4 protein-coding genes are annotated in these 21,853 nt (G+C 54.3%); all 4 read left to right on the top strand.

What is annotated here, in order from left to right:
• Positions 1–71 precede the first annotated feature (71 nt).
• On the top strand, positions 72–8,468 hold the full coding sequence (locus M2298_RS18905; RefSeq protein ID WP_280648892.1) for a non-ribosomal peptide synthetase: 8,397 nt from the start codon (positions 72–74) through the stop codon (positions 8,466–8,468).
• Positions 8,469–8,558: 90 nt separating this feature from the next.
• Positions 8,559–9,215: an HAD family hydrolase gene (locus M2298_RS18900; protein WP_173599528.1), complete on the top strand. Its 657-nt coding sequence runs from the start codon at positions 8,559–8,561 to the stop codon at positions 9,213–9,215.
• Between the two features lie 22 nt (positions 9,216–9,237).
• On the top strand, positions 9,238–13,578 hold the full coding sequence (locus tag M2298_RS18895) for an SDR family NAD(P)-dependent oxidoreductase (RefSeq protein WP_280648891.1): 4,341 nt from the start codon (positions 9,238–9,240) through the stop codon (positions 13,576–13,578).
• Positions 13,571–21,847, top strand: coding sequence for a non-ribosomal peptide synthetase/type I polyketide synthase (locus M2298_RS18890; RefSeq protein ID WP_280648890.1), 8,277 nt, complete (start codon positions 13,571–13,573; stop codon positions 21,845–21,847). Before M2298_RS18895 ends, M2298_RS18890 begins: the two co-directional genes overlap by 8 nt.
• Positions 21,848–21,853 lie beyond the last annotated feature (6 nt).

Raw genomic sequence — 21,853 nt, 5'->3', positions numbered from 1 at the left:
GCCAGTGACTGGTGGAGGGTTCGTTTTATTTTGGCTGTAAACAAATTTGAAAAGGGAAATGGGAGTTTACCATGGGGCATAAATACGACGATCAGACGTATACAGGGCTGGAAATCGCTGTCATTGGCATGGATTGCAAATTTCCAAAGGCAAATGATGCCAACCAATTTTGGGACAATCTCAAAAATGGAGTCGAAGGGATCTCGTTTTTTTCCGAGGAGGAAATGCTGCAATCCGGAATCGATCCAGCGCTATGCAACGACCCGAATTATGTAAAAGCAAAAGGGTATCTGGAAGGGATCGACCAGTTTGACTCGGCCTTCTTTGATTATACCCCCCGTGAAGCAACCGTACTGGACCCGCAAATCAGAATTTTTCACGAAGTGGTCCTAAACGCCCTGGAGCATGCGGGCTACAATCCTGAGGTGTACAAAGGCCAGATCGGCTTGTACGCAGGAAGTACCGAAAATGTAAACTGGCTGCTGAGACAAATGCTCGCTAATGAAAACCCCACTTTCAATGTAAGCTTTCGCGAGTACCTGTGCACATCTATTTCCTACAAGTTAAAGTTGAAAGGTCCAAGCGTCTCCGTGCTGAGCGCTTGCTCGACGTCGCTGGTTGCCGTTCACCTGGCCAGCCAGGCTTTGCTAAACGGCGAGTGCAGTATCGCGGTTGCGGGCGGTGTCCACATCTCCCTTCCGTCGAAAAAAGGCTACTACTATTCCGACGACCTCATTTACTCGCCAGATGGTCATTGCCGTGCCTTTGACGCCTCTTCCGCAGGGACGCTCATCAGTGACGGCGCGGGAGTGGTCGTCTTGAAAACGTTGCAGGACGCGATCAAGGACCAGGATCATATATACGCCGTCATCAAAGGATCAGCGATCAATAACGACGGCCATCGCAAGGCTGGTTTTTCTGCCCCGAGCATTCAAGGGCAAAAAGAAGTCATCGAAGCAGCGCTCCAGATGGCGGAAGTGGATGCGGAATCCATCACCATGGTAGAAGCCCACGGGACCGGGACGAAAATTGGTGATTCCATCGAAGTCGAAGCACTCAAACGGGCTTTTCAGACGAATAAAAAGGCGTACTGCGCGATCGGCTCGGTAAAGTCGAGCATTGGGCACCTGAATGAAGCGGCTGGGATTGCAGGCTTGATCAAAACGATTCTTTCGTTGGCCAACAAACAAATTCCCCCGTCGCTTCATGTGCTCAATCCGAATCCGAAAATCGAGTTCGAGAATACGCCGTTTTACATCAATCATTCCTTGCGCGACTGGGATCGATCAGCCACTCCGCGCCGGGCAGCCGTCAGCTCTTTTGGCATCGGCGGGACGAATGCGCATGTCATTTTGGAAGAAGCGCCTATACGCGAAAAGCGAGCAGCCACAGAGGAAGCTCGCTTGTTTGTCTTTTCCGCCAAAACGAAAACGGCTTTGCAGGAGCAAATCAGCCGCTTCAAAAGCCACCTGAAGCAACAGCCCAATATCGACCTGCGCGATGCCGCATATACGCTGCAAGCAGGGAGAATGGCTTTGTCCAATCGTGCTTATTTGATTGCGCGAAGTTATCAGGAGCTGCTTCCGCAATTGGATGCGAAAAGTCTTCCGCTCCGCACCGTGGAAAAGGGGGAAGCGACTGCCCTGTATCTCGTGCCGGAGATTAGCGGGGATGCGCACATCGCGCAACTTGCGCTCGCACTGTACCAAAACTACCGACCGTTTCGAGAGGAAATGACGCAATGTCTGGGCAAAATCGGTTCGCACAGCAAGCTGGATTTGCAACAGTTGTTTGCTCCGGGAGTAAAGGACGCGACACAGCTTCGAGCGATCCACTTCCTGTTTGTATATGCCTTTGCAAAAGTCACGTTCGCTTGCCAGGAGCAGCCTTTCGGAATCGTTGGCTTCCGAAGCGGAAATTTCGTAGCGGTCACGCTGGCAGAGGCAGTAGCGCTTGAGCATGCTTTTGTTGCTTTCCTGGATAACGAGATCACAGCGATTACGGAGAACCCGATTTCCCAACCGCGCATCCCGCTGTTTTCTGCCGGAAACGGCGAAAAGCTGTTCCGCGAGCATTGCCAGGATCGCAGCTTTTGGCATGCAGCGCTGACTGCGCCGCTCTCGTTTGCAGCCGGGCTTGCCGCTCTTTGCCAAACGCCGAAGACGATCGTCGCTTTCCTAGGAAATAACACAGAAACGGCAGGCGATTACGCTGGCTTGCCTGTGCAGGAATGGGTTTCGTTGTCTGTGTGTGAAGCTGCTGTTTGGAAATGGATCGGGGAGCTGTGGAGCAGGGGAGCAACTATCCATTGGGAAGCGTTGCATAAACGAGCGGAAAAAGGGCGGATTCCGTTGCCTACGTATCCTTTTGAGCGGAATCGCTACTTTTTGGATGATGACCCGGTAAAGCTGGGGAACGCGTTTTTGCAGCAAATAAAGGAGCAGGCGTCGGCGCAAAAGGATGCCGCCGATTGGTATTACGCACCGACATGGAAACGGGCGGCGTTTTCAGAATCGTCCGCAAAGTCTGCGCCAAAGCTGCGGCGGTCCGCAATCATTTTCCACGATACAAGGCTGGACGAAGCGGTTGTGGAAGCGTGCAAGCGCCATTTTGAGCAGCCCTTTTTTGTAGCCCGGAACGGCGCTCCTGTCGCTGGGGCTGACAACGGATACGGGCTGGCAGATAACAGCAAAGCAGCCTACCAAGATGCTTTGCAAGCGTTTGATCAGAAAACGCAAGCGGAACCGGATGCGATCCTGTACTTTTCGCTTTCAGAAGAAGACTTCGTGGAAGAGGATCAGGAGCAAGCAGAGCGCATGCTGGAAGAAAACTACGACAGTCTCCTGCATCTCGTACAAGCGCTGGATGAACGGGATGGCTCGACGGCGATTCAACTTGCTGTCGTGGCGAATCGTCTCTTTGATGTGCTCGGCAGCGAAGAGATTAACCCTTGGAAAGCGACGCTGCTTGGCCTCGTTCGCGGCATTCCGTTGGAGTTTCCCGATCGAAGCTGCCAGTTGATCGATATTTCCGGCCAGGAGCAGCTTGTCACTTCCGGTCTGGTCGATCAGCTTTTGCAAGAGATCGAGGGAAGGCAAGATGAGCTGTTCGCTCTGCGCGGAAAGGCGAAATGGCTTCCCCACTATGATCGGACATCGCCCGTATCCCGTTCGGGGGCAAAGCTCAAAGACGATGGCGTTTATTTGCTTATCGGGGGAATCGGCGGCATCGGACTGGAGCTGGCCGATTACATCGCCAGCCAATGCAAGTCCAGCATCATTCTTGTAGGGCGGTCGTTCTTCCCTGCAAAAGAAGAGTGGGGCAACTGGCTGCGGGATCACGGCAAGCAAGACCCCATCTCGGTTAAAATCGCCCGCATGCAAAAGCTGGAGCAAAAAGGAGCGCGAGTTTTCGTCTATCAGGCGGATGTGTCCGACTTCTCCGCGCTTGCCGCGACACTGCGGCGCGCCCAGCAGGAAGCAGGAGCGATTCAAGGTGTGATCCATGCCGCCGGGCTTCCGGGCAGCAGCTTGATCCAGCAGGCAACCAAGGAGGCGACGCACCGGGTCATTCACTCCAAAGCCTCGGGTTGCCTGAATTTGAGCCGGATTCTGCGGGAAAACGACCTGGACTTTTTTGTGCTCTGCTCGTCCATCAGCACGATTTCCCCGATGATCGGGCAGTCCGATTACAATGCGGCCAATGCCTTTTTGGACGCGTATGCCGACTATCGCAACCGGGAAGGCAAAGTGGCTTTCACCAATCTGAAATGGGATATATGGAAAAACGTAGGGATGGCCGTCAAGTCCGGGATCGCGCCAGCTTCGAAGCAAGCGCTGGAGCATCCGCTGTTTGACTACAGCTTTCAGGCGGGCGGCAAAGAGCTGTTTTTTGCCAGGCTGACCTTGCAGCAGCACTGGGTTTTGCAGGATCATCGCACAGAGGAACATGGGGTGCTGTCGGGAACGGCGTTGATCGAAATGGTGCGGGAAGCTGCCGGCAAAAGCATGCTGAAAAAGCCTTACGTCCTGCAAAACGTGCATTTCCACACGCCGATAACGGTACGCGAGCAAGAGGAAAAAGAAGTGCTGCTTCTGTTCACTCCGAATAGTCGTGAAGGCTATTCGTTTACAGTGTACAGCCGTATGCGTCCAGAAGCAGATACATGGCTGCCTCATGTTACCGGGACAGTCGAGACGGTCGAGCAGCCTCTTGAGACCGTCAATCTGGAAGCGCTGAAAGAGCGTTGTGCCGATAAGGATGTGCTGTTTACCGACGCGGATCACAAGAAGCACGGAGGTTATCTGATCTTCGGGGAAAGATGGCGCAATATTCGCCAGGTCATGGCCGGGAAAGCAGAAGGACTAGCGGTGATTGAGCTGCCCGAAAAATATGCAGCCGATCTGGACGACTATCACTTGCACCCGGGGATGCTCGACTCGGCAACGAGCTTTTTGCTCGGCTTTATCGACAAAACAGAAATGTTCATTCCGCTGTCCTACGAATCGCTTGCCGTTTATGGCAAAATGCCGCGGCGCATTTACAGCTACTGCAAGTATTTGGACGTAGAGTTCCCGCAAGACGGCCTGGCGAGCTTCGATATCCAGATCATGGACGAGGCGGGACGTGTGCTCGTTGAGATTCGCAACTACACGATGATCGCCGTATCCGGTTCGGTCGCCGAACGGATCAGCGACGGAAACAGGCAAAGCATCACGCTCGATCTCGCCAAATGGATGACGGCAGGCACATCTGGAAAAGATCTTGGCCAGGTCGGCATCTTGCCGGAAAAGGGACGTGAAATATTCGGCAAAATGCTCGCGTCTGGCGCTTCTACTGTCATCATTTCCACGACAGACCTCGAAAGCCGTGTGCAGAAAAGGCGCGACAGCAATCAGGACGGATGGGGCAGGAGCGACGAGCAGCAATCGACGAGCGTACGGATTCAGGGAAAAAGGCCGCCGCTATCCGTAGAGTATGTCCCGCCGCAAACCGATTTGCAAAAAGCGTTGTGCGCCATTTACGAAAATGATTTAGGCATAGCCCCAATCGGGATAGCGGATGATTTTTTTGAACTGGGCGGCGATTCGCTCAAGGCGATTCACGTCAGCACGAGCATCCGCAAGCAGTTCCATGCCAATATGACGTTGACAGACTTTTTTCAGGAAAAAACGATTGAGAACATCGCGGCATTCATTCAAAACAACCAGCAGGCGAGACAGCAGGCCATAGCGCCAGTTGCTGCCAAGCCTCATTACATGACCTCGCTTGCGCAACAGCGGGTCTTTTTCTTGCAGGGACTTGTGCCGAATACAGTGGGATACAACGAGTCGACCGCTGTTTTGCTGGAAGGATCGATTGAACCCGAAAAAATCGAACGCATATTTGCGAAAATCATCGAGCGACATGAAAGCTTACGTACCTCGTTTCAAGCAGTGGACGGCGAGATTGTCCAGATTGTGCACCCGCATGTTGACTTCCGGGTAATCTCGCTGACATCGGATGAGCATTCCGTGGAGCGCGATGTGGAACAGTTTATTCAGCCGTTCGATCTGACTCAGGCACCGCTGTTCCGCGTAGGGCTGATCAAGCTCGGGGAACAAAAAAGCGTTCTGGCACTCGACATCCATCACATCATTTCTGATGGAACGTCCATTAATTTGTTGATAAAAGACTTTGCGGAACTGTACAGCGGCAAGTCGCTTCCGCCATTGGCCGTCCAGTACAAAGATTACGCCGAGTGGCAGCACGCGTTTGCCCAGTCAGCCGCTTACCGGGCACAGAAAGCGTACTGGTTGCAGCAACTGGAAGGGAAATTGCCTGTCCTGCATCTGCCGACAGATTTTCCCCGCCCGGCTTCGCTTAGCTTTGACGGCAACCGGATTATTGTAGAGCTGGATCAACAATTGAGCGAGAGCATCAAGAAATTTTCCCAGGAACAACAGGTTACCTGGTTTATGACGATGCTTGCGGCTTATTACGCCTGGCTGGCGAGACTCAGCGGAGAATCGGACATACTGGTAGGCATTCCGCAAGCAGGCCGAAACCACGAGGACGTGAAAGAGATCGTCGGCATGTTCGTCAATTCGCTCGTCCTGCGCAATCGACCGGAGAGGGAAAAAAGCTTCCGCGGCTTCCTCCACGAAGTAAAGGCGAGCCTGCTGGCAGCTTTGGAAAATCAGGATTTTCACATTGAACTGATTTTGGATCAGCTCGACGTGAAGCGCGACCCGAGCCGCACCTTTTTGTACGATACGATCTTCAACTACCAGAGCATGAAAAACCGGGCAGAGGATGCAGGAACGCATGACGGAGACTTGCAGCTCTCTGCGTATCCGGTCACGGCAAAAACAACGAAAGCCGATCTGAATATCCATTTATACGAGACAGGCGCAGGCATTTGTCTGGAATGCTTTTACCGCACAGACTTGTTCAGGCAGGAGACGGTCGAGTACCTGTTTGCTGAGTACCGCAAATTGCTTGCGAGCATCACGCAAAATCCGGACTTGCTGATCGGCGAATTGCCGATTTTGCAGCAAAGTGAAGTGCAGGGCAGGGAAAAGGCGGTTGTGCCGTCTTGCGAGTACCAGCCTTTTTCCTTCGACGAGCCTGCTGCAACGGTCGTGTCGCGGTTTGAACAGCAAGTCGCGCAGTACCCCGACCAGATCGCCGTCAAACACGGCTCCGCTGTTCTGGATTACAGACAGCTCAATGCCAGGGCGAATCGCGTTGCCCGGAAAATCGCAGAGCGTACGGCTCAAACAAGCGGACACGCACCTGTTGCCCTGCTCTTTGGCAACACGCTGGACATGGCCGTTGCCTTGATCGGCGCGCTGAAAGCAGGGGTGCCCTTCGTGCCGCTGGATCGAAGCGCTCCAGCAGAGCGGTTGGCTTACATGCTCGGCGATACGCAATCGGCCATCCTGCTGACCGATTCGCAAAACCTCGCTTTGGCAGCAGAAGTGGCGGGCAAGGCGATGCTCGACATCACCACGATCAATCTGTCGGAAGAAACTGGCGGTGCTTCGGAAGAGAACCTGGAGCTGAGCATCAAGGGCGAGGACATCGCCTTTATCCTCTATACGTCAGGCTCCACGGGAAGGCCAAAGGGAGTGATGCAGAGCCATGCAAACGTCTACTACTATCTGGCGCAGCTCAGCAAGGAACTGCGGCTTCATTCGCAAGATCGCATCGCCTTGCTGACTTCGTACAGTCACGCCATTGGCATTCTCGATATTTTGGGCAGCCTGCTGAACGGTGCTGCGCTGCATCTTTACGATTTCAAGCTGGACGGAAGCATGCCGCGATTCGCGCACTGGCTGAATCAGGAGCAGATTACGCTGTTCCATTCCGTCCCTTCCGTCTTCCGCTTTTTCATGAAGAATCTGGACGACGCTGTACAGCTTCCCCATATCCGCATGGTTTTGCTGGGGGGCGAGGTCGTTTCCGGCACCGATTTTGATTTGTACAAGCAAAAATGCGCGGACGACTGCCTGTTTGTCAATTTCCTGGGCTGCTCCGAATTGATGGTCATTTCCTTTTACATCATGAACAAAAACATGGCCGTCCCGCAGGCGAAAACGCCAGCCGGATATGTCGTGGATGGCATAGAGCTGCGGATTCTCGACGAAAGCGGCCGGGAAGTGAGCATTTTCGAATCGGGCCAGCTTTTTTATCAAAGCGCCTACTTGTCTCCGGGCTACTGGAATCGGCCGGAAGAGACGGCCAACGCTTTTGTCGGCGATCCGCGAACAGGGACGGGCAGGCTGTACAGAAGCGGTGACTACGGCCGACTGTTGCCGGACGGCTGCCTGGAATACAACGGTCGAAACGATTCGCAACTGAAAATCCGCGGCTACCGCGTAGACCTGAACGAGATCGAGAGCGTGATCGACGGGCTGGATTGCATGTTGAAAAGCGTTGTCAAAGCGATCTACGACGAGAACGGCGAGCCGGTGATTGTCGCCTACTATGTGCTGAAACAAAGCGAAGCGGAAAAAGCGATCATCGGCCAAGTGAAGCAACTGCTGCCGAGCTATCTCGTTCCGTCCTTTTGGCTGGAACTGCAATCGTTTCCGATGGTCGGCCCGAACAAAATCGACCGCAATGCTTTGCCAGCCGTTGAGGCCAACAGACCGAGAAGCTCGCACATCGTTCCTCCGCAAAATCGCATGGAAGAGCTGCTCGTGAGCATCTGGCAAGACATATTGGGAAAAGAGCCTGTCGGCGTAGACGACGGATTTTTTGAGCTGGGCGGACACTCGCTGTTGCTGATGCAAGTGCAAAACCGTTTGGAAAAGGAATGGCAAACGACGATTGAGATGGCCGACTTGTTCAAATATCCGACGATCCGCTCATTAGCTTCGTTTTTACAGGACAAACAGATCAGCAAAACCGATTACTTGCAGCAAAGCACGCAGCGGGGCGAGCTGCGGAAAAGCCTGCGCCAGCAACGGGGAAAACGGTAAAAATCCATCGGGGAGACAGCTGTCCGGAGTGCCTCGCGCTTCCGATGGCTGCTCCCGCTTTGGACAATGACAGGATTAAAGGAGAAGCGTATGCAAAAAAGTGTCGTGTTTGACTTCGATGGAGTGATTATTGATTCGCTTGAGGTGCAGCGCAAGGCGTTCTATGACAGCTTTCAGCTCGTTTCCGACGGTCCGCTCCCTTCCTTTGAGGAGTTTCTTGGACACAGCGGCGATTCGATTCCGAATATTTTCGCCAAAATGAACCTGCCCCAGAGCATGGTCGAGCATTATCGCAAAATCGCCAGCTCCAACATCCACCTGATCGAGATTGTGGCGGGGATGGAAGACGTGCTGCGATTCATTCAACAGGAAGGCTGGAAATGCGGATTGTGTACGGGAAAAGATCGCAAGCGCACCATCCACATCCTGGAAGAATTTCGCTTGATCGATTATTTTGATGGGGTGGTCTGTTCCGATGATGTCACCCATCCAAAGCCGCACCCGGAAAGTCTGCTTGTTGCCATTGAGCAATTGCAATCCGGTATTGATCACTCCGTCTTTGTTGGCGACGGGAAAAACGACCTGATCTGTGCCAGGGAGGCGCAAGTGAAAAGCATCGCAGTCGCCTGGGGCCATAATTCGGTAGAGGTGCTCCAGCAGGAAGCTCCTACTTTTTTTGCGTACAGTGTCGACGAACTGAGACAGGCATTGCAAACCCTTTTTCAACACCCGAGAGTGTCATTATAAATAAACGGGAGTGAGTGGAGTGGTGGATGAAGAGTTGATCCATTCAAAAATCGCGATCGTCGGCATGTCCTGCCGTGTTCCCGATGGCGATACCCCTTTGGCTTTTTGGCAAAACATCGTCCGCGGTGTGGAATCGATCAAGACGTTTACGGATGAGGAATTGAGAGAGGCAGGTGTTCCTGCTGATCTCCTTCACGACCCGCACTATGTAAAAAGAGGGGCCGTCCTGAACGATACAGCGTATTTCGACGCGGGCTTTTTTCGCTATACGGCCAAGGATGCCGAGATTACCGATCCGCAGCATCGCGTCTTTCTCGAATGCGCCTGGGAAGCGCTTGAGGATGCGGGCTGCGTCCAGGATATCGAGCGTCTTGTCGTGGGCGTGTACGCCAGCTCGTGCATCAGCAGCTACTTTTTGCGTCTGTACGAAGATCAGGAGCTGGTAAAACGGCTTGGGCACGTGCAAATCGGCATCGGCAACGAAAAAGATTTTCTCGCTTCCAAGGTGTCGTTCAAGCTCGGCTTGCGCGGCCCTTCCGTCAATGTGCAGACAGCGTGCTCTTCCTCCTTGGTCGCGGTTCATTTGGCCAGCCAAAGTCTGCTGAATGGCGAGTGTGACATGGCGCTGGCAGGGGGCGTGACGATCCGCAGCGAACAGACAGCAGGCTATGTCTACCAAAAAGAAGGCATGGTTTCTCCGGATGGACATTGCCGTGTCTTTGATGCCGACTCTGCGGGAACGGTTTTTGGCAATGGCATCGGCATCGTGGTCTTGAAGCGGTTGGCAGATGCGATTCGCGATCGCGACAACATTCAGGCGGTCATCTGCGGCACGGCGGTCAACAATGACGGAGAAGAAAAAATCGGGTACACCGCGCCGAGTCCAATCGGTCAGGCGCAGGTCATTCACGAGGCGCTCACCGTCGCCAACGTTTCGCCGCGGGAAATCAGCTATATCGAAACACACGGAACCGGAACCGAGCTGGGCGACGCGATTGAAATAAAAGCACTCAAAGAGGTTTTCCAGGCCGAGGCGACCTCGCGCCAATTTTGCGCCATCGGGTCTGTCAAACCGAATATCGGCCACCTGGATACGGCAGCGGGCATCATCGGTCTAATCAAGACGGCCTTGGCTCTGAAACATCAAGTGATCCCGCCTTGCATTCACCACGAGCAGCCGAACCCGAAGCTGGCATTGGAGCATAGTCCCTTTTACGTCAACACACGTCCGCGTTCGTGGAAAGACGTCAGCGATTCGCCGAAGGCAGGCGTCAGTTCGTTTGGCATTGGCGGGACAAACGCCCATGTCGTTCTGGAAGCAGCTCCTGTCTATGCTTCCGATGCTTCTGCGAGACAGCAGCATCTGTTTTTGTTCTCAGCCAAAACAGAAAAGGCATTGGCGAATACGTGCCGGAAAATGGCGCAATTTTTCCGTGCCCAGCCTGCGCTTTCCCCTGCGGATGTGTCGTATACGTTGCAGACGGGGCGCGCTCATTTTTCGCATCGGAAAATGGTGGTTTGCTCTTCCGTAGGAGAAGCTGCTCGCTTGCTGGAAGCAGCCGCAATCGGCACGGCAAGCGAAAGCAGGCAGGAGGAGCTTCGCACGGCTTTTTGGTTTTCAGCGCAAAACCAAGCGCTTTGCACGATGGCGCGCGAGTTGTACCAGACTGAACAGTGCTTTTCCCGCATCTTGGACGGTTATGTCCACGACTTGTCCAAAGCTGCGTTGGCTGCGCCCAGCCTGGATCGCCTTTTGACGGGTGCCGACCTGTTGCATAATGACGACGCTTTTGACCCGATGTACGGGGAACTGAGCCAGTTTCTTTGCCAAAGTGCCTTGGCCGACTTTTTGGTTTCTCTCGGAATCAAGCCGCAGGTGGCGATTGCGGACGGGGCAGGCTTGTTTGCGGCTGTCTATCAGGCGAAGCTGGCAACCGTGTCCGACCTCGCGAAAATCATCGTCCTGAAACACAAGTGGCTTCGGGCAGCAGAAGAACAACAAAGCCGGATCGAAGCAGAACTGGCTTCGCTGTTGCGGGCAATGCCAGCGGGCAGCGCGGATCACGCTATCTTGTCCGGCGGGACTGCCGTCACGAGCGAGCTGGTTGGTCAGACAAACTTTTGGCTGCACACCACGCAAGCATCCGCTTTGCCAGCGACAGCAAAGGCTCCGCTCACGGAGAGCGATGTTCACCTTGTCATTGGGATCGGGATGAAGCAGCCATCCGGGGCGGAATGCAGCCTTCCTGCCATCCATCTGTTGCCTGCGCATGGAGAGATGGAGTCGGCGGAGTGGCGTTTTGCCAAGAGCTTGGGCGAGCTTTGGCAGCAGGGGGCTGCGATTGATTGGCGGGAACGGTACTCCGGCGAGAACAGAAGCCGCCTGTCCCTTCCGACGTACGGGTTCGATCGCGACAAGTATTGGTTTGAGAAAAAAGCGCGTACCGCCGCCCCTCAGCCACAGCCTAATCTTTCTCGCAAAAACGAACCGGAGAAGTGGCTGTATCGGCCTGTGTGGAAGCAATACAACGGATCTGGCCGTACCCGTACAGACGACGAGCAGTCTGACACCTACCTGCTGTTTATCGATACGGACGGAATCGGCGAAGCGGTCAAGCAAGCGCTGCAAGCAAAAGGAAAACGCGTGTGCACGGTAAAGGCAGGGCAGCACTTTTCCAAGCTGGACCCGAATGCGTACGAGATTCATCCCGAAGAAACGGAGCAGTATCTCGCGCTGTTGCGGGAAGTGTTTACGCCGGGCCAGACCTGGAAAATCGTGCACTTGTGGAGCCTTGCAAACGAGTGCGCAGATGCTTCCCCGGCTGCCGGGCCGTCTGTGTTTTACCGTCTGCTGCACTTGGGCCAATCGTTTGGCATGCTCGATCCGCAGCAGCAAATCCAGCTTTTCGTGATTGCGTCCGCGTCTCAATCGATCACCGGGAACGAAGCTTTGCTGCCACAGCAGGCTATGGCGCTCGGGGCGGCTCAGGTGCTCACGCAAGAATTTGGCAATGTCCGCTCGGCTTTCCTGGAAATCGAGCCGGAACCATTCGTGAAACAAGGGCAGCCTGGCATGACGCTGCTTGTGGAGGAGTTGCTGAAGCAAGAGCCGGAAAACTTGCTCGCGATCCGCAATCGTCATAAATGGGTGCGCACGTTTGAACCGCTTCGCTTGGACCCGCCGACAACTGCACAGCCCGAAGCAGGCGGCGTGCATCTGATTCTCGGCGGCTTGGGCGGAATTGGCTTGACCGCAGCGGGGGCGTTAGCCCAGCACGGTCCAGCTACGATCATTTTGACAGGGCGTTCGCCATTTTTGCCGGAAACGCAGTGGGAGGAATACGTATCCACCACTTCCGCAAGCGACCCGCTGCACCAGAAAATTTGCGAACTGATGCAGTTGCAAGCATGGGGCGCCCAAATTCATCTGTATCAGGTCGATGTAAGCGATGAAGCACAAATGAAAGCTCTTTTGGAAGAGATAGAGGCGACGATCGGACGGATTGACGGAATCATCTTTTCTGCTGGCAGAGTCGTGAGCGATTTCTTTCAGCACGCGATCCCCCATATCCGTCGCGACATGTGTGAAGCGGAGTTTGCGGTCAAGCAAACAGGGCTGCTCGTTCTGGAAAAGCTGATCCGGGAAAAAGAGATCGGGTACTGCCTGGTCAATTCCTCGCTGTCCTCGATACTCGGCGGAATCGGACTGGTTGCCTATACGGCGGCTAACCAATTCATGGACAGCTTTGTGCAAAAGATGAACCAAGGGCAGCAGCGAACGCGATGGATGTCTGTCGGTTGGGACGCCTGGAACTTTTCGCTTGCCGATCCAGGCAGCCGCACAGCGACAAGCGAACGGCTGGAGCAATTGATTTCGCCCGCAGAAGGCCGACAACTGTTTGCGCATTTGTTTTCCCTTCTGCACCAGGAAGAGCATGTCATCGTGTCCACGACAGACCTGGAGCCGCGGCTTGAGCAGTGGGTAAACCGCCCTCGCTACATAAAAGCAGGCAAGCAAGAGAGCCAGAAAGAGATTCCCCTGGAGCAACTGCTGCAGGAGACGATTCAGGACGCGATTGGGAATGCGAACATGGGACTGGACGACAATTTCTTTGATGCAGGCGTCACGTCGCTTGATATTGTCGGGATCAACGATATTCTCCAGAAAACGATTCAGAAGCCTGTTCTGATCTCTTCCTGGTTCGAATACCCGACCATCCGCAAGCTGGCCGGGTACCTGAAAGCGGAAGACAACGATACGGCGGCAAACGATCATGGCTTCGATCGCTCTGAAATTGTCCATAAAGGGATGGATAAATTAAAGCTGCTGCGCCAAAAAGGAAAGGAGGTGCGAAATGGCTGACACGCGAAACTTCAACGGCCTGGAAATCGCCGTGATCGGCTTATCCTGCCGCTTTCCGGGAGCGAACAATCGCCAGCAATTTTGGAACAACCTCAAGGACGGGCTGGAGTCGATCACGTTTTTTAGCGACGAAGAGCTTAGAGCAGAAGGAGTACCACAAGAGCTGATCGAGCATGAAAACTACGTCAAGGCTGGTGCGATCATCGATCAGTTTGAATATTTTGACGAACGCTTTTTCGGGTACAGCCCCAAAGACGCTCTGGTCATGGACCCGCAAGTTCGCCTGTTTCACGAGGTAGCCTGGGAAGCTATGGAAGACGCCGGATACGTCCCTGACCATTATCCCGGATTAGTAGGTGTCTTTGCCGGAGCATCGAGCAATTACAGCTGGAATGCCAGAGTGTATTCATATGAAGGGGAGCACCGGGATCTCTTTTCCGAAATCCAGTTGAGCAACAAAGACTTCCTCGCCTCGCGCATTTCCTACAAGTTCAATTTAAAAGGGCCGAGCTTGACGCTCACCACCGCATGCTCGACTTCGTTGACCGCCATTCACGCCGCTTGCCGCAGCTTGCTCAGCGGCGAATGCGACATGGCGATTGCAGGTGGCTGCTCGATTTTGATTCCGCACAAGAGCGGATATATGTACGAAGAAGGGCACTTTCTGTCAAAAAACGGCCAAATTCGCGCCTTTGACGAAGCGGCATCCGGCATTCTGTTCGGGAACGGCGTCGGAGTGGTCGTGTTAAAGCCGCTGGAAAATGCGCTGGCGGACAAAGACCATATATGGGCGATTATCAAAGGCAGCGCCGTCAACAACGACGGCAACCGCAAAGCAGGATACATGGCGCCGAGCGTCGAGGGGCAAAAAGAGGTCATTCAAAGCGCCTTGCAGCTCTCCGATGTAGAGGCGGAAAGCATCTCGTACATTGAAACGCACGGGACTGGAACACAGCTCGGAGATTCCATCGAGTTTACGGCGCTCAAGCAAGTGTTTCGCGAGCGGCAAAGCGAGTGCGTCCTAGGCTCGGTCAAAAACAACATCGGCCATCTCGATGCAGCGTCAGGAGTAGCGGGTTTCGTGAAGACCGTCCTCGCCCTGAAACACCGCCAGATCCCGCCGATGATCAATTTTGCCAGGAGCAACCCGGCTTTGGACATGGAAAACAGCCGCTTTGCGATCAACACCACACTGCGCGAATGGCAGCGTGGAGCGTATCCGTTGCGGGCGGGAATCAGCTCGTTTGGCGTCGGGGGGCAAAATGCGCATCTGATCGTCGAGGAAGCGCCAGAGGTCAGCGAATCGCTGGATACAGAGCAGCAGCCACAGCTCGTTTTGCTGTCCGCGCAAAACAGCGAATCGCTGGAACAAATGGCAGACAATCTGGCAAAGCATCTCGAAGAGCACCCCGAGATCAAGCTGCAAGATGTCGCCTACACCCTGCAAAAGGGCCGGAAGTCATTTGAATACCGCAAGCAAATCGTTTGCAAGAGCCGTACCGAGCTGATCCGCGCCTTGACGGATAAAGGCTCCCGGCAGGCACAAGCTTACCGTGCGGATGGAGAGCCTGGACAGATCGTATTCATGTTCTCCGGCCAAGGCTCGCAATACGTCAATATGGGACGCGAACTGTATGAACAGGAGCAAATTTTTCGAGAGAGTCTCGATCATTGCTTCTCTCTGCTTCAACGATATTCCCCGGTCGATTACCGTTCCATTTTGTTCCCGCGTGACGAGCAGCAGGAACAGGCCAAGCAGGCAATCGCCAGCCTCGATCACGGGCAAGTGATTTTGTTTGTGTTCGAGTACGCACTGGCCCGGCTTGTGATGGAGTGGGGAGTTCAACCGGATGCCGTGATCGGCTACAGTCTGGGTGAATATATCGCGGCTACCATCGCTGGGCTGTTCACGCTCGAACAGGCACTGCAGCTCGTACTCAAGCGCGGGGAGCTGTTTCGCAGGCTGCCTGATGGCAAAATGCTGAGCATTCCGCTCTCTGTGGCGGAAGTGACTCCGTTTTTGTCTGACTCGCTGGAAATTGCCATCGACAATCAAGCGTCCTGCGTAGTCGGCGGCCCGACACCGCTCATTGTGGAGCTGGAAGAGAAGCTGAAACAGGACAAACGGATGTGCACGCCGCTGCCGTTCCCCAAAGTGATTCATACGTCACGGGTCGAATCGATACTGGACGATTATCAGGCCGCTTTACAGCCGGTAGCCTTTCAGGATATGCAAATTCCTTTTCTCTCCAGCGTGACAGGAGAATGGGCAGAGCAGGCAGACTTGGCAGCTCCTGACTATTGGCTGCGCCAGTTAAAAGACACCGTGCAGTTTACGAAGGCGCTCCAGTTGTTTGCAAACCAGCGCGCCGTATTTATCGAAATCGGGCCAGGACACGATTTGAGTGCGCTGGCAAAACGGACGTTCGACGCTGGAACCGTATCTGTTTCCGGGCAGAACATACTAAACCTGATCCCGTATGCCAACAGCACTGTCTCGGAGCAGCTTCATCTGTACAAGCGGCTCGGCAAGCTGTGGCAGTACGGTGTGAACCTGGACTGGGACAAAGTCAACCCGGATGGAACGCGGGTTCCGTTGCCGACTTATCCTTTTATGCGCAAAAAGTTTTGGCTGGAAGCGGCCTCGTTTCAGCCGCAGGCAGCGAGTTCGCAGCAGTTGGCGAGGAAGCCGATCGAGGACTGGTACTACGTTCCATCATGGAAGCGGCATACCCCCGTCTTTTCAGCCAAAGACAGTACGTACAAACAGAAGCGGCGGCTGATTTTTGCCGAGCAGTCGAAAGTCAGTGAGCTTTTGACGCAAAAAGTACAGCAGTTGAGCGAGCAGTGTATTGTCGTTTGCAAAAGTGCGCAGCGGCAGCAGATTCGCGGCAACGAATTTGCGATCAATCCGGGCCAGGACGAAGATTACGACTGGCTGTTTCAACAATTAAAAGACAGTTCGTTCACGCCGGATGAGGTCATCCACATGTGGAGCTTAGAAGCGGCCGGGCCGTTGCCGAGCCTGGAGACGACACTGGACAACGGCTACTACAGCTTGCTTGCGATTGCCAAGGAATTTGGCAAGCATTTTGACGGACATTCGCTGGAGCTAAAAGTTTTGGCAAACGGAGTCTGCTCGGTGGCCGATGTTGGCAAGCTGAACCCGCAAAAGTCGATCATGCTAGGGCCGATCAAAGTTATCCCGCTGGAATACCCGACGATTCGCTGCCATTTGTTTGACAGTGACTTCACATCGGAAGCGAACGATCTGGAAAAGGCGCTCGATTCGTTCGTCCGCCCGCTTTTGTCACAAACCTGGAACGGTATCGTCGCCTATCAAAACAAGCATTTTTGGCTGCCGACGCACGAGGCCGTTTCCTTCGATTCCAGTGACAGCATGGAGCTGAAGCCGGGAGGAACGTACTTGATCACGGGCGGTTTGGGCGGAATTGGGCTGGCCATCGCCGACTTTTTGGCGCAAAAGGCGCAAGCCACCCTGATTTTGGTGGGCAGGACATTGTTCCCGACTAAGGAAAAATGGCAGGAGCTGCTTGCAGACAACAACGCAGACGACAAGCTCAAACAAACGATTCATCGACTGTGCGCAATCGAGCAGGCAGGCGGAAGCATTCACCTCATCCATGCGGACATCAGCGACAAGCGCCAAGTGGAAGAGCTGCTGCAAAAAGCAGACCGCCTAGGCGGGGAACTGAATGGAGTGATCCATGCTGCTGGCGTCGCCGATGGGGAAATGATCCAGCGTTCCACAAGAGAAAGCGGCAAAAAGATGCTGGCAGCCAAGGTCGAGGGCACATCGCTGCTTTATGAAGCTGTGCGCGACAGGCCGCTCGACTTTTTTATCCTGTTTTCTTCCTTGAGTGCGTACATCCCCTCCATCGGGCAAGCAGGCTATTGCGCTGCAAACGCGTTCCTCGACTCGTTCGCAAACTATTGCCATGGAAATAATAGTCAGTTTCCCGTTTTGTCGATCAACTGGGAGAGATGGAAAGCGACGGGAATGGCAAAGGAAATCGAGGAGAAGCATCGGCAGTTGACGGGTGAGGAGCTGGCGCATGCGATCACGGAAGCGGAAGGCGTTCACATCTTTTCCAGGGTCGGGGCGATCTCGCTTCCGCAGGTTGCCATCTCTGCCTATGACTTAAACGAGCTGATTACCCGGTACCAGGACGCGCAATTCCCGCTTGTCTCAGAGGGTATCGCCTTTGATTATCCGCAGCCTGACAGCGCTGTTAAATACGAGCGGCCCGATTTGACAACGGAATATGTCGCGCCGCGAGATGAACGGGAACAGCAAATTACAGCGGTATGGGAAGCGCAGTTTGGCATGCAGCCAATCGGTGTTGACGACAGCTTGTTTGAGTTGGGCGGAGACTCGATTATGGCCCTGTCGATTGTGGGAAAAATCCAGAAGCTGTACAACGAACGCATCCCTATGGCTTATTTTCTTCACCATCCCACTGTCGCCGGACTTTCTGCCTATTTGCAGCAGACGAGTCCGAGCCAGGTGGGAGGGGTTCGCGTCGCACCGCGCAAAGACCACTATCCGCTGACGTCCGTTCAGAAGCGAGTGTACTTCCTGCAAAAGATGCACCCGTTGACAACGGTCTACAACAATCCGGGCGTGTACCAATTGGACGGGGAAGTAGAGCCGGGCAAAATCCAGCACATTTTTGAACAGCTCATCGGGCGTCATGAGATTTTCCGCACCTCCTTTGGCTTTGTGGGGCAAGAGGTCGTGCAGACTGTTCATGAGACGGTTCCGTTCGCCATCGAGGAGCTGGTGCTGCCGGAAGAAGGAATGGCGTTGGCGATCTCTGCCTTTATCCGGCCGTTTGACCTGGAAAAAGCGCCGCTCATTCGCGTTGGTTACGAGCCAAGCAAAAAGCTGCTGCTCATTGACATGCATCACCTCATATCAGATGAGACGTCGTATCAGCTGCTGATCAAAGATTTTCTGGCCTTTTACAAGGGCGAGGAATTGCCCGCATTGCCTGTGCAGTACAAAGATTACGCGGAATGGCATGCAGCCATGCGAGGCACCCCTGCCTTTGAAAAACAGAAACAATACTGGCTGGCGCAATTCGCGAATGGCGAGCACGAAACGAAGCTGCAGCTGCCGACCGATTTCAAGCCGCCGCTTGTCCAGAGCTTTGAGGGAGATTTCGTTTCCTTTCACATTGATCGCGATACGACTGAGCGGTTCAAAAGCATGCTGAAACAGGAAGCGGCTACAGTCAATATGGGACTGCTGGCTGTGTACGCTGTCCTCTTGTCGAAAATATGCCAGCAAGAGACGGTCATCGTCGGAACCCCCGTATCCGGGCGGAAGCAGACGGAGCTGGAAAATCTCATCGGAGCCTTCGTCGATACCGTTGCCTTGAAACTGAGCGTCGATGCTGCCGACTCCTTCTCGCAGTTGCTGCAAGCCGTCAAGCAAACGATTTCTGCTGCGCTCGACCATCAGGACTATCCGTTCGAAGAGTTAATCAACAATCTGGATATTCAGCGCGATTTGAGCAGAAATCCATTGTTTGAAACGATGTTCAGTTTCCGCGATGTGTACGACAAGACCGACCAAATCGGCGGGGTCCAGGAGATTACTTCGTTTTACAAGCATAAAACGGCCATGTTCAGCATCCGCTTTACCGCTTGGGAGGAAGGGCCGCAAATCGGGTGCGAGATTGAATACTCCACGAAGCTGTTTGCCAAAGAAACGATGGAGCGCATGGCGCGCTACTTCGCGCAGATTATGCAGCAGGCGGTAGCCGAGCCGGAAGCTGCCTTGGCAAAAGTCGAGATCATGTCCGGGCAGGAACAACAGCAGGTGCTGGTCGGCTTTAACCAAACGCGGCAGCAGGTGGACCCAGGCGCTAACGTCTTGTCCCTGTTTGAGCGCCAGGTGGAACAACATCCGGACAAAGCAGCCGTATCGCTGGGAGCAGCGTCCCTGAGCTACCGGGAGTTGGAGCAGGCGGCAAACAAGCTGGCCCGGTACTTGCAAAAACGAGGGGTGACGCGGGAACAGCCCGTAGGCATATACATCGAGCGTTCGCTTGACATGGTGATCGCCATGCTGGCTGTCCTGAAAGCAGAGGGCGCTTATGTTCCGCTCGATGCCAGCATTCCGTTGCAGCGCTTGCAGCAGATTCAGGAAGATGCTGGTGTCAACGTGATGATTTCCACCAGCGATTTGCTCGCAGACGGCAAGCTCCGCTGCCAAAGCCTCGTGCTTTTGGATCAGGAGTGGAGCGAGATTAAGCAAGAGTCTTCCTCGCCGCTGTCCGCCGCAATCGAACCGTCACAGACGGCTTACATCATCTTTACATCCGGTTCTACAGGAAAGCCGAAAGGGGTCATGGTTCCGCATCGCGCTTTGGGCAACTTTTTGCTGTCCATGTCGAGCCAACCGGGCATGACAGCCGCAGATAAGCTGCTGTCCGTGACGACCTTCTCCTTTGACATTTTCGGGCTGGAGCTGTATTTGCCGCTCATCACTGGAGCGACAGTCGTTCTTGCCAGCAAAACGGAGATGGCGGATGGCAGGCAGTTGAGCCGCTTGCTCGAAACGCACGGGATCACCGTGATGCAGGCGACGCCAGCCACGTGGAAAATGTTGCTCATGTCCGGCTGGACAGGCAATCCGCAACTGAAAGCGCTATGCGGTGGAGAAAGCCTGCCGCAAGACTTGGCGCGAGAAATGCTCGGCAAGGTCGGCTCCTTCTGGAACATGTACGGGCCGACTGAAACGACGATCTGGTCCACGATTGCCGAGATTACCGATGCAGAGCAACTGACAATCGGCAAGCCCATCGCCAATACGCAAATTTATATTTTGGACCGGGACAAAAAGCCCGTTCCCGTGGGCGTCTACGGAGAAATGTACATCGGCGGCATGGGTGTGGCATTCGGGTATATCAACAATCCGGCGCTAACGGCCGAGCGGTTTGTTGCCAATCCGTTCGACGGCGAGATGCAGCCTACGATGTACAGGACAGGCGACATCGCGCGTTTTATGGCGGATGGCACGATTCAGTGCGCGGGCAGGATTGACGATCAAGTAAAAATTCGCGGCTTCCGCATCGAACTGGCTGAGATCAAGGCGGTCATTTCCGCGTATCCCGGGATTCGCGACAATGTCGTCGTGCTGGAGTCGCTGGCGGAACGTTCCGGGAAATCCGCTGCGGATGACGAGAAAGGCTTGACGAGCTACCTGGTACTCGCGGCAGAGGCGACGATCGAGATCGATGAGCTGAAAGGGTTCCTGCTGGAGCAGCTGCCCGCTTATATGATCCCGCAGCAATTTTTCGTGATCGAGCAAATTCCGTTGAACCATAACCAAAAAGTCGACCGCAAGAAGCTGAAGTCGCTGCAGCAAACACAGCTGGTCAGCTCCAAACCGTTCAGACAGCCGACTACCGAGGTGGAAGAAAAGCTGGCTTCCATCTGGAAAAAGCTGTTGCATCTGGAGCAAATCAGCGCCGCGGATTCGTACTTCGATCTGGGCGGAACATCGCTTACGGTGGTGCTGATGCAGGAGCAGATCAAAGAACAATTTGGGCTGCAAATCCACGTAGCGGATATTTTTACCCATCCGACCATTGAGCGGCTGGCTGCGTCCATCGAAGCGGCGATCTTTGCCTCGCAAGGAGCGGGCAAGCGCGGGGTTTCCCTGCCGACTCACTACTTCCTGTCGGCAAGCGATTCCGGCGAAAGCTTGCCTTTGGCGTTGGAGCTGCCCCCTGCCACGGCAAAGGGCTTATTCCAAATCGCCCAGCTTCATGAAATGCGCATCGAGGAAGTCATGCTTGCACTGCTGTTTTACTTGCTCAAGCAGGTGTCGAACGAAGCGAGCATCTCGATCCACCTGTTGAACAAACGCGAGCAGCTCCAGTTGGTTACGCTTGACTTTTCCGGCATGTCTGACTTCGACTCGCTGTTCATGACAGTCAAGGAAAAGATCGCCCAAGCGGAGCAGCACCAATCGTTCCCATCTGTTCCGCCGTATCGGATCGGACGGGAGCAGGACAAAACGATGTTTTTGCTGTACCCGTTGGTTCCTGCTGTTTCACAAGCCGTATCGTCTTCTTTCAATGCCGTCTGGGGCTGGGAAGTCGACAGCGAGGAGCGGATCAGGATTCATCTGGAGTACGACAGCCTGCTGTTCAAAGCGGCCGAATTGAAAAAAATGGTGCAGGGCTTTGCCCATTTGGCGAAGCAGCTAGTTTCGCGCGTCGTTCATACGTAAACAGTG

The sequence above is a fragment of the Brevibacillus sp. 1238 genome, assembly GCF_029892995.1.
Lineage (GTDB): Bacteria > Bacillota > Bacilli > Brevibacillales > Brevibacillaceae > Brevibacillus > Brevibacillus parabrevis.
This window is presented reverse-complemented; position numbering and strand designations above follow the sequence as displayed.

Excerpts from the sequence above, each read along its gene's own strand:
- M2298_RS18890 (WP_280648890.1), top strand. The coding sequence starts at position 13,571 with ATGGCTGACACGCGAAACTTCAACGGCCTGGAAATCGCCGTGATCGGC.
- M2298_RS18900 (WP_173599528.1), top strand. The coding sequence starts at position 8,559 with ATGCAAAAAAGTGTCGTGTTTGACTTCGATGGAGTGATTATTGATTCG.
- M2298_RS18905 (WP_280648892.1), top strand. The coding sequence starts at position 72 with ATGGGGCATAAATACGACGATCAGACGTATACAGGGCTGGAAATCGCT.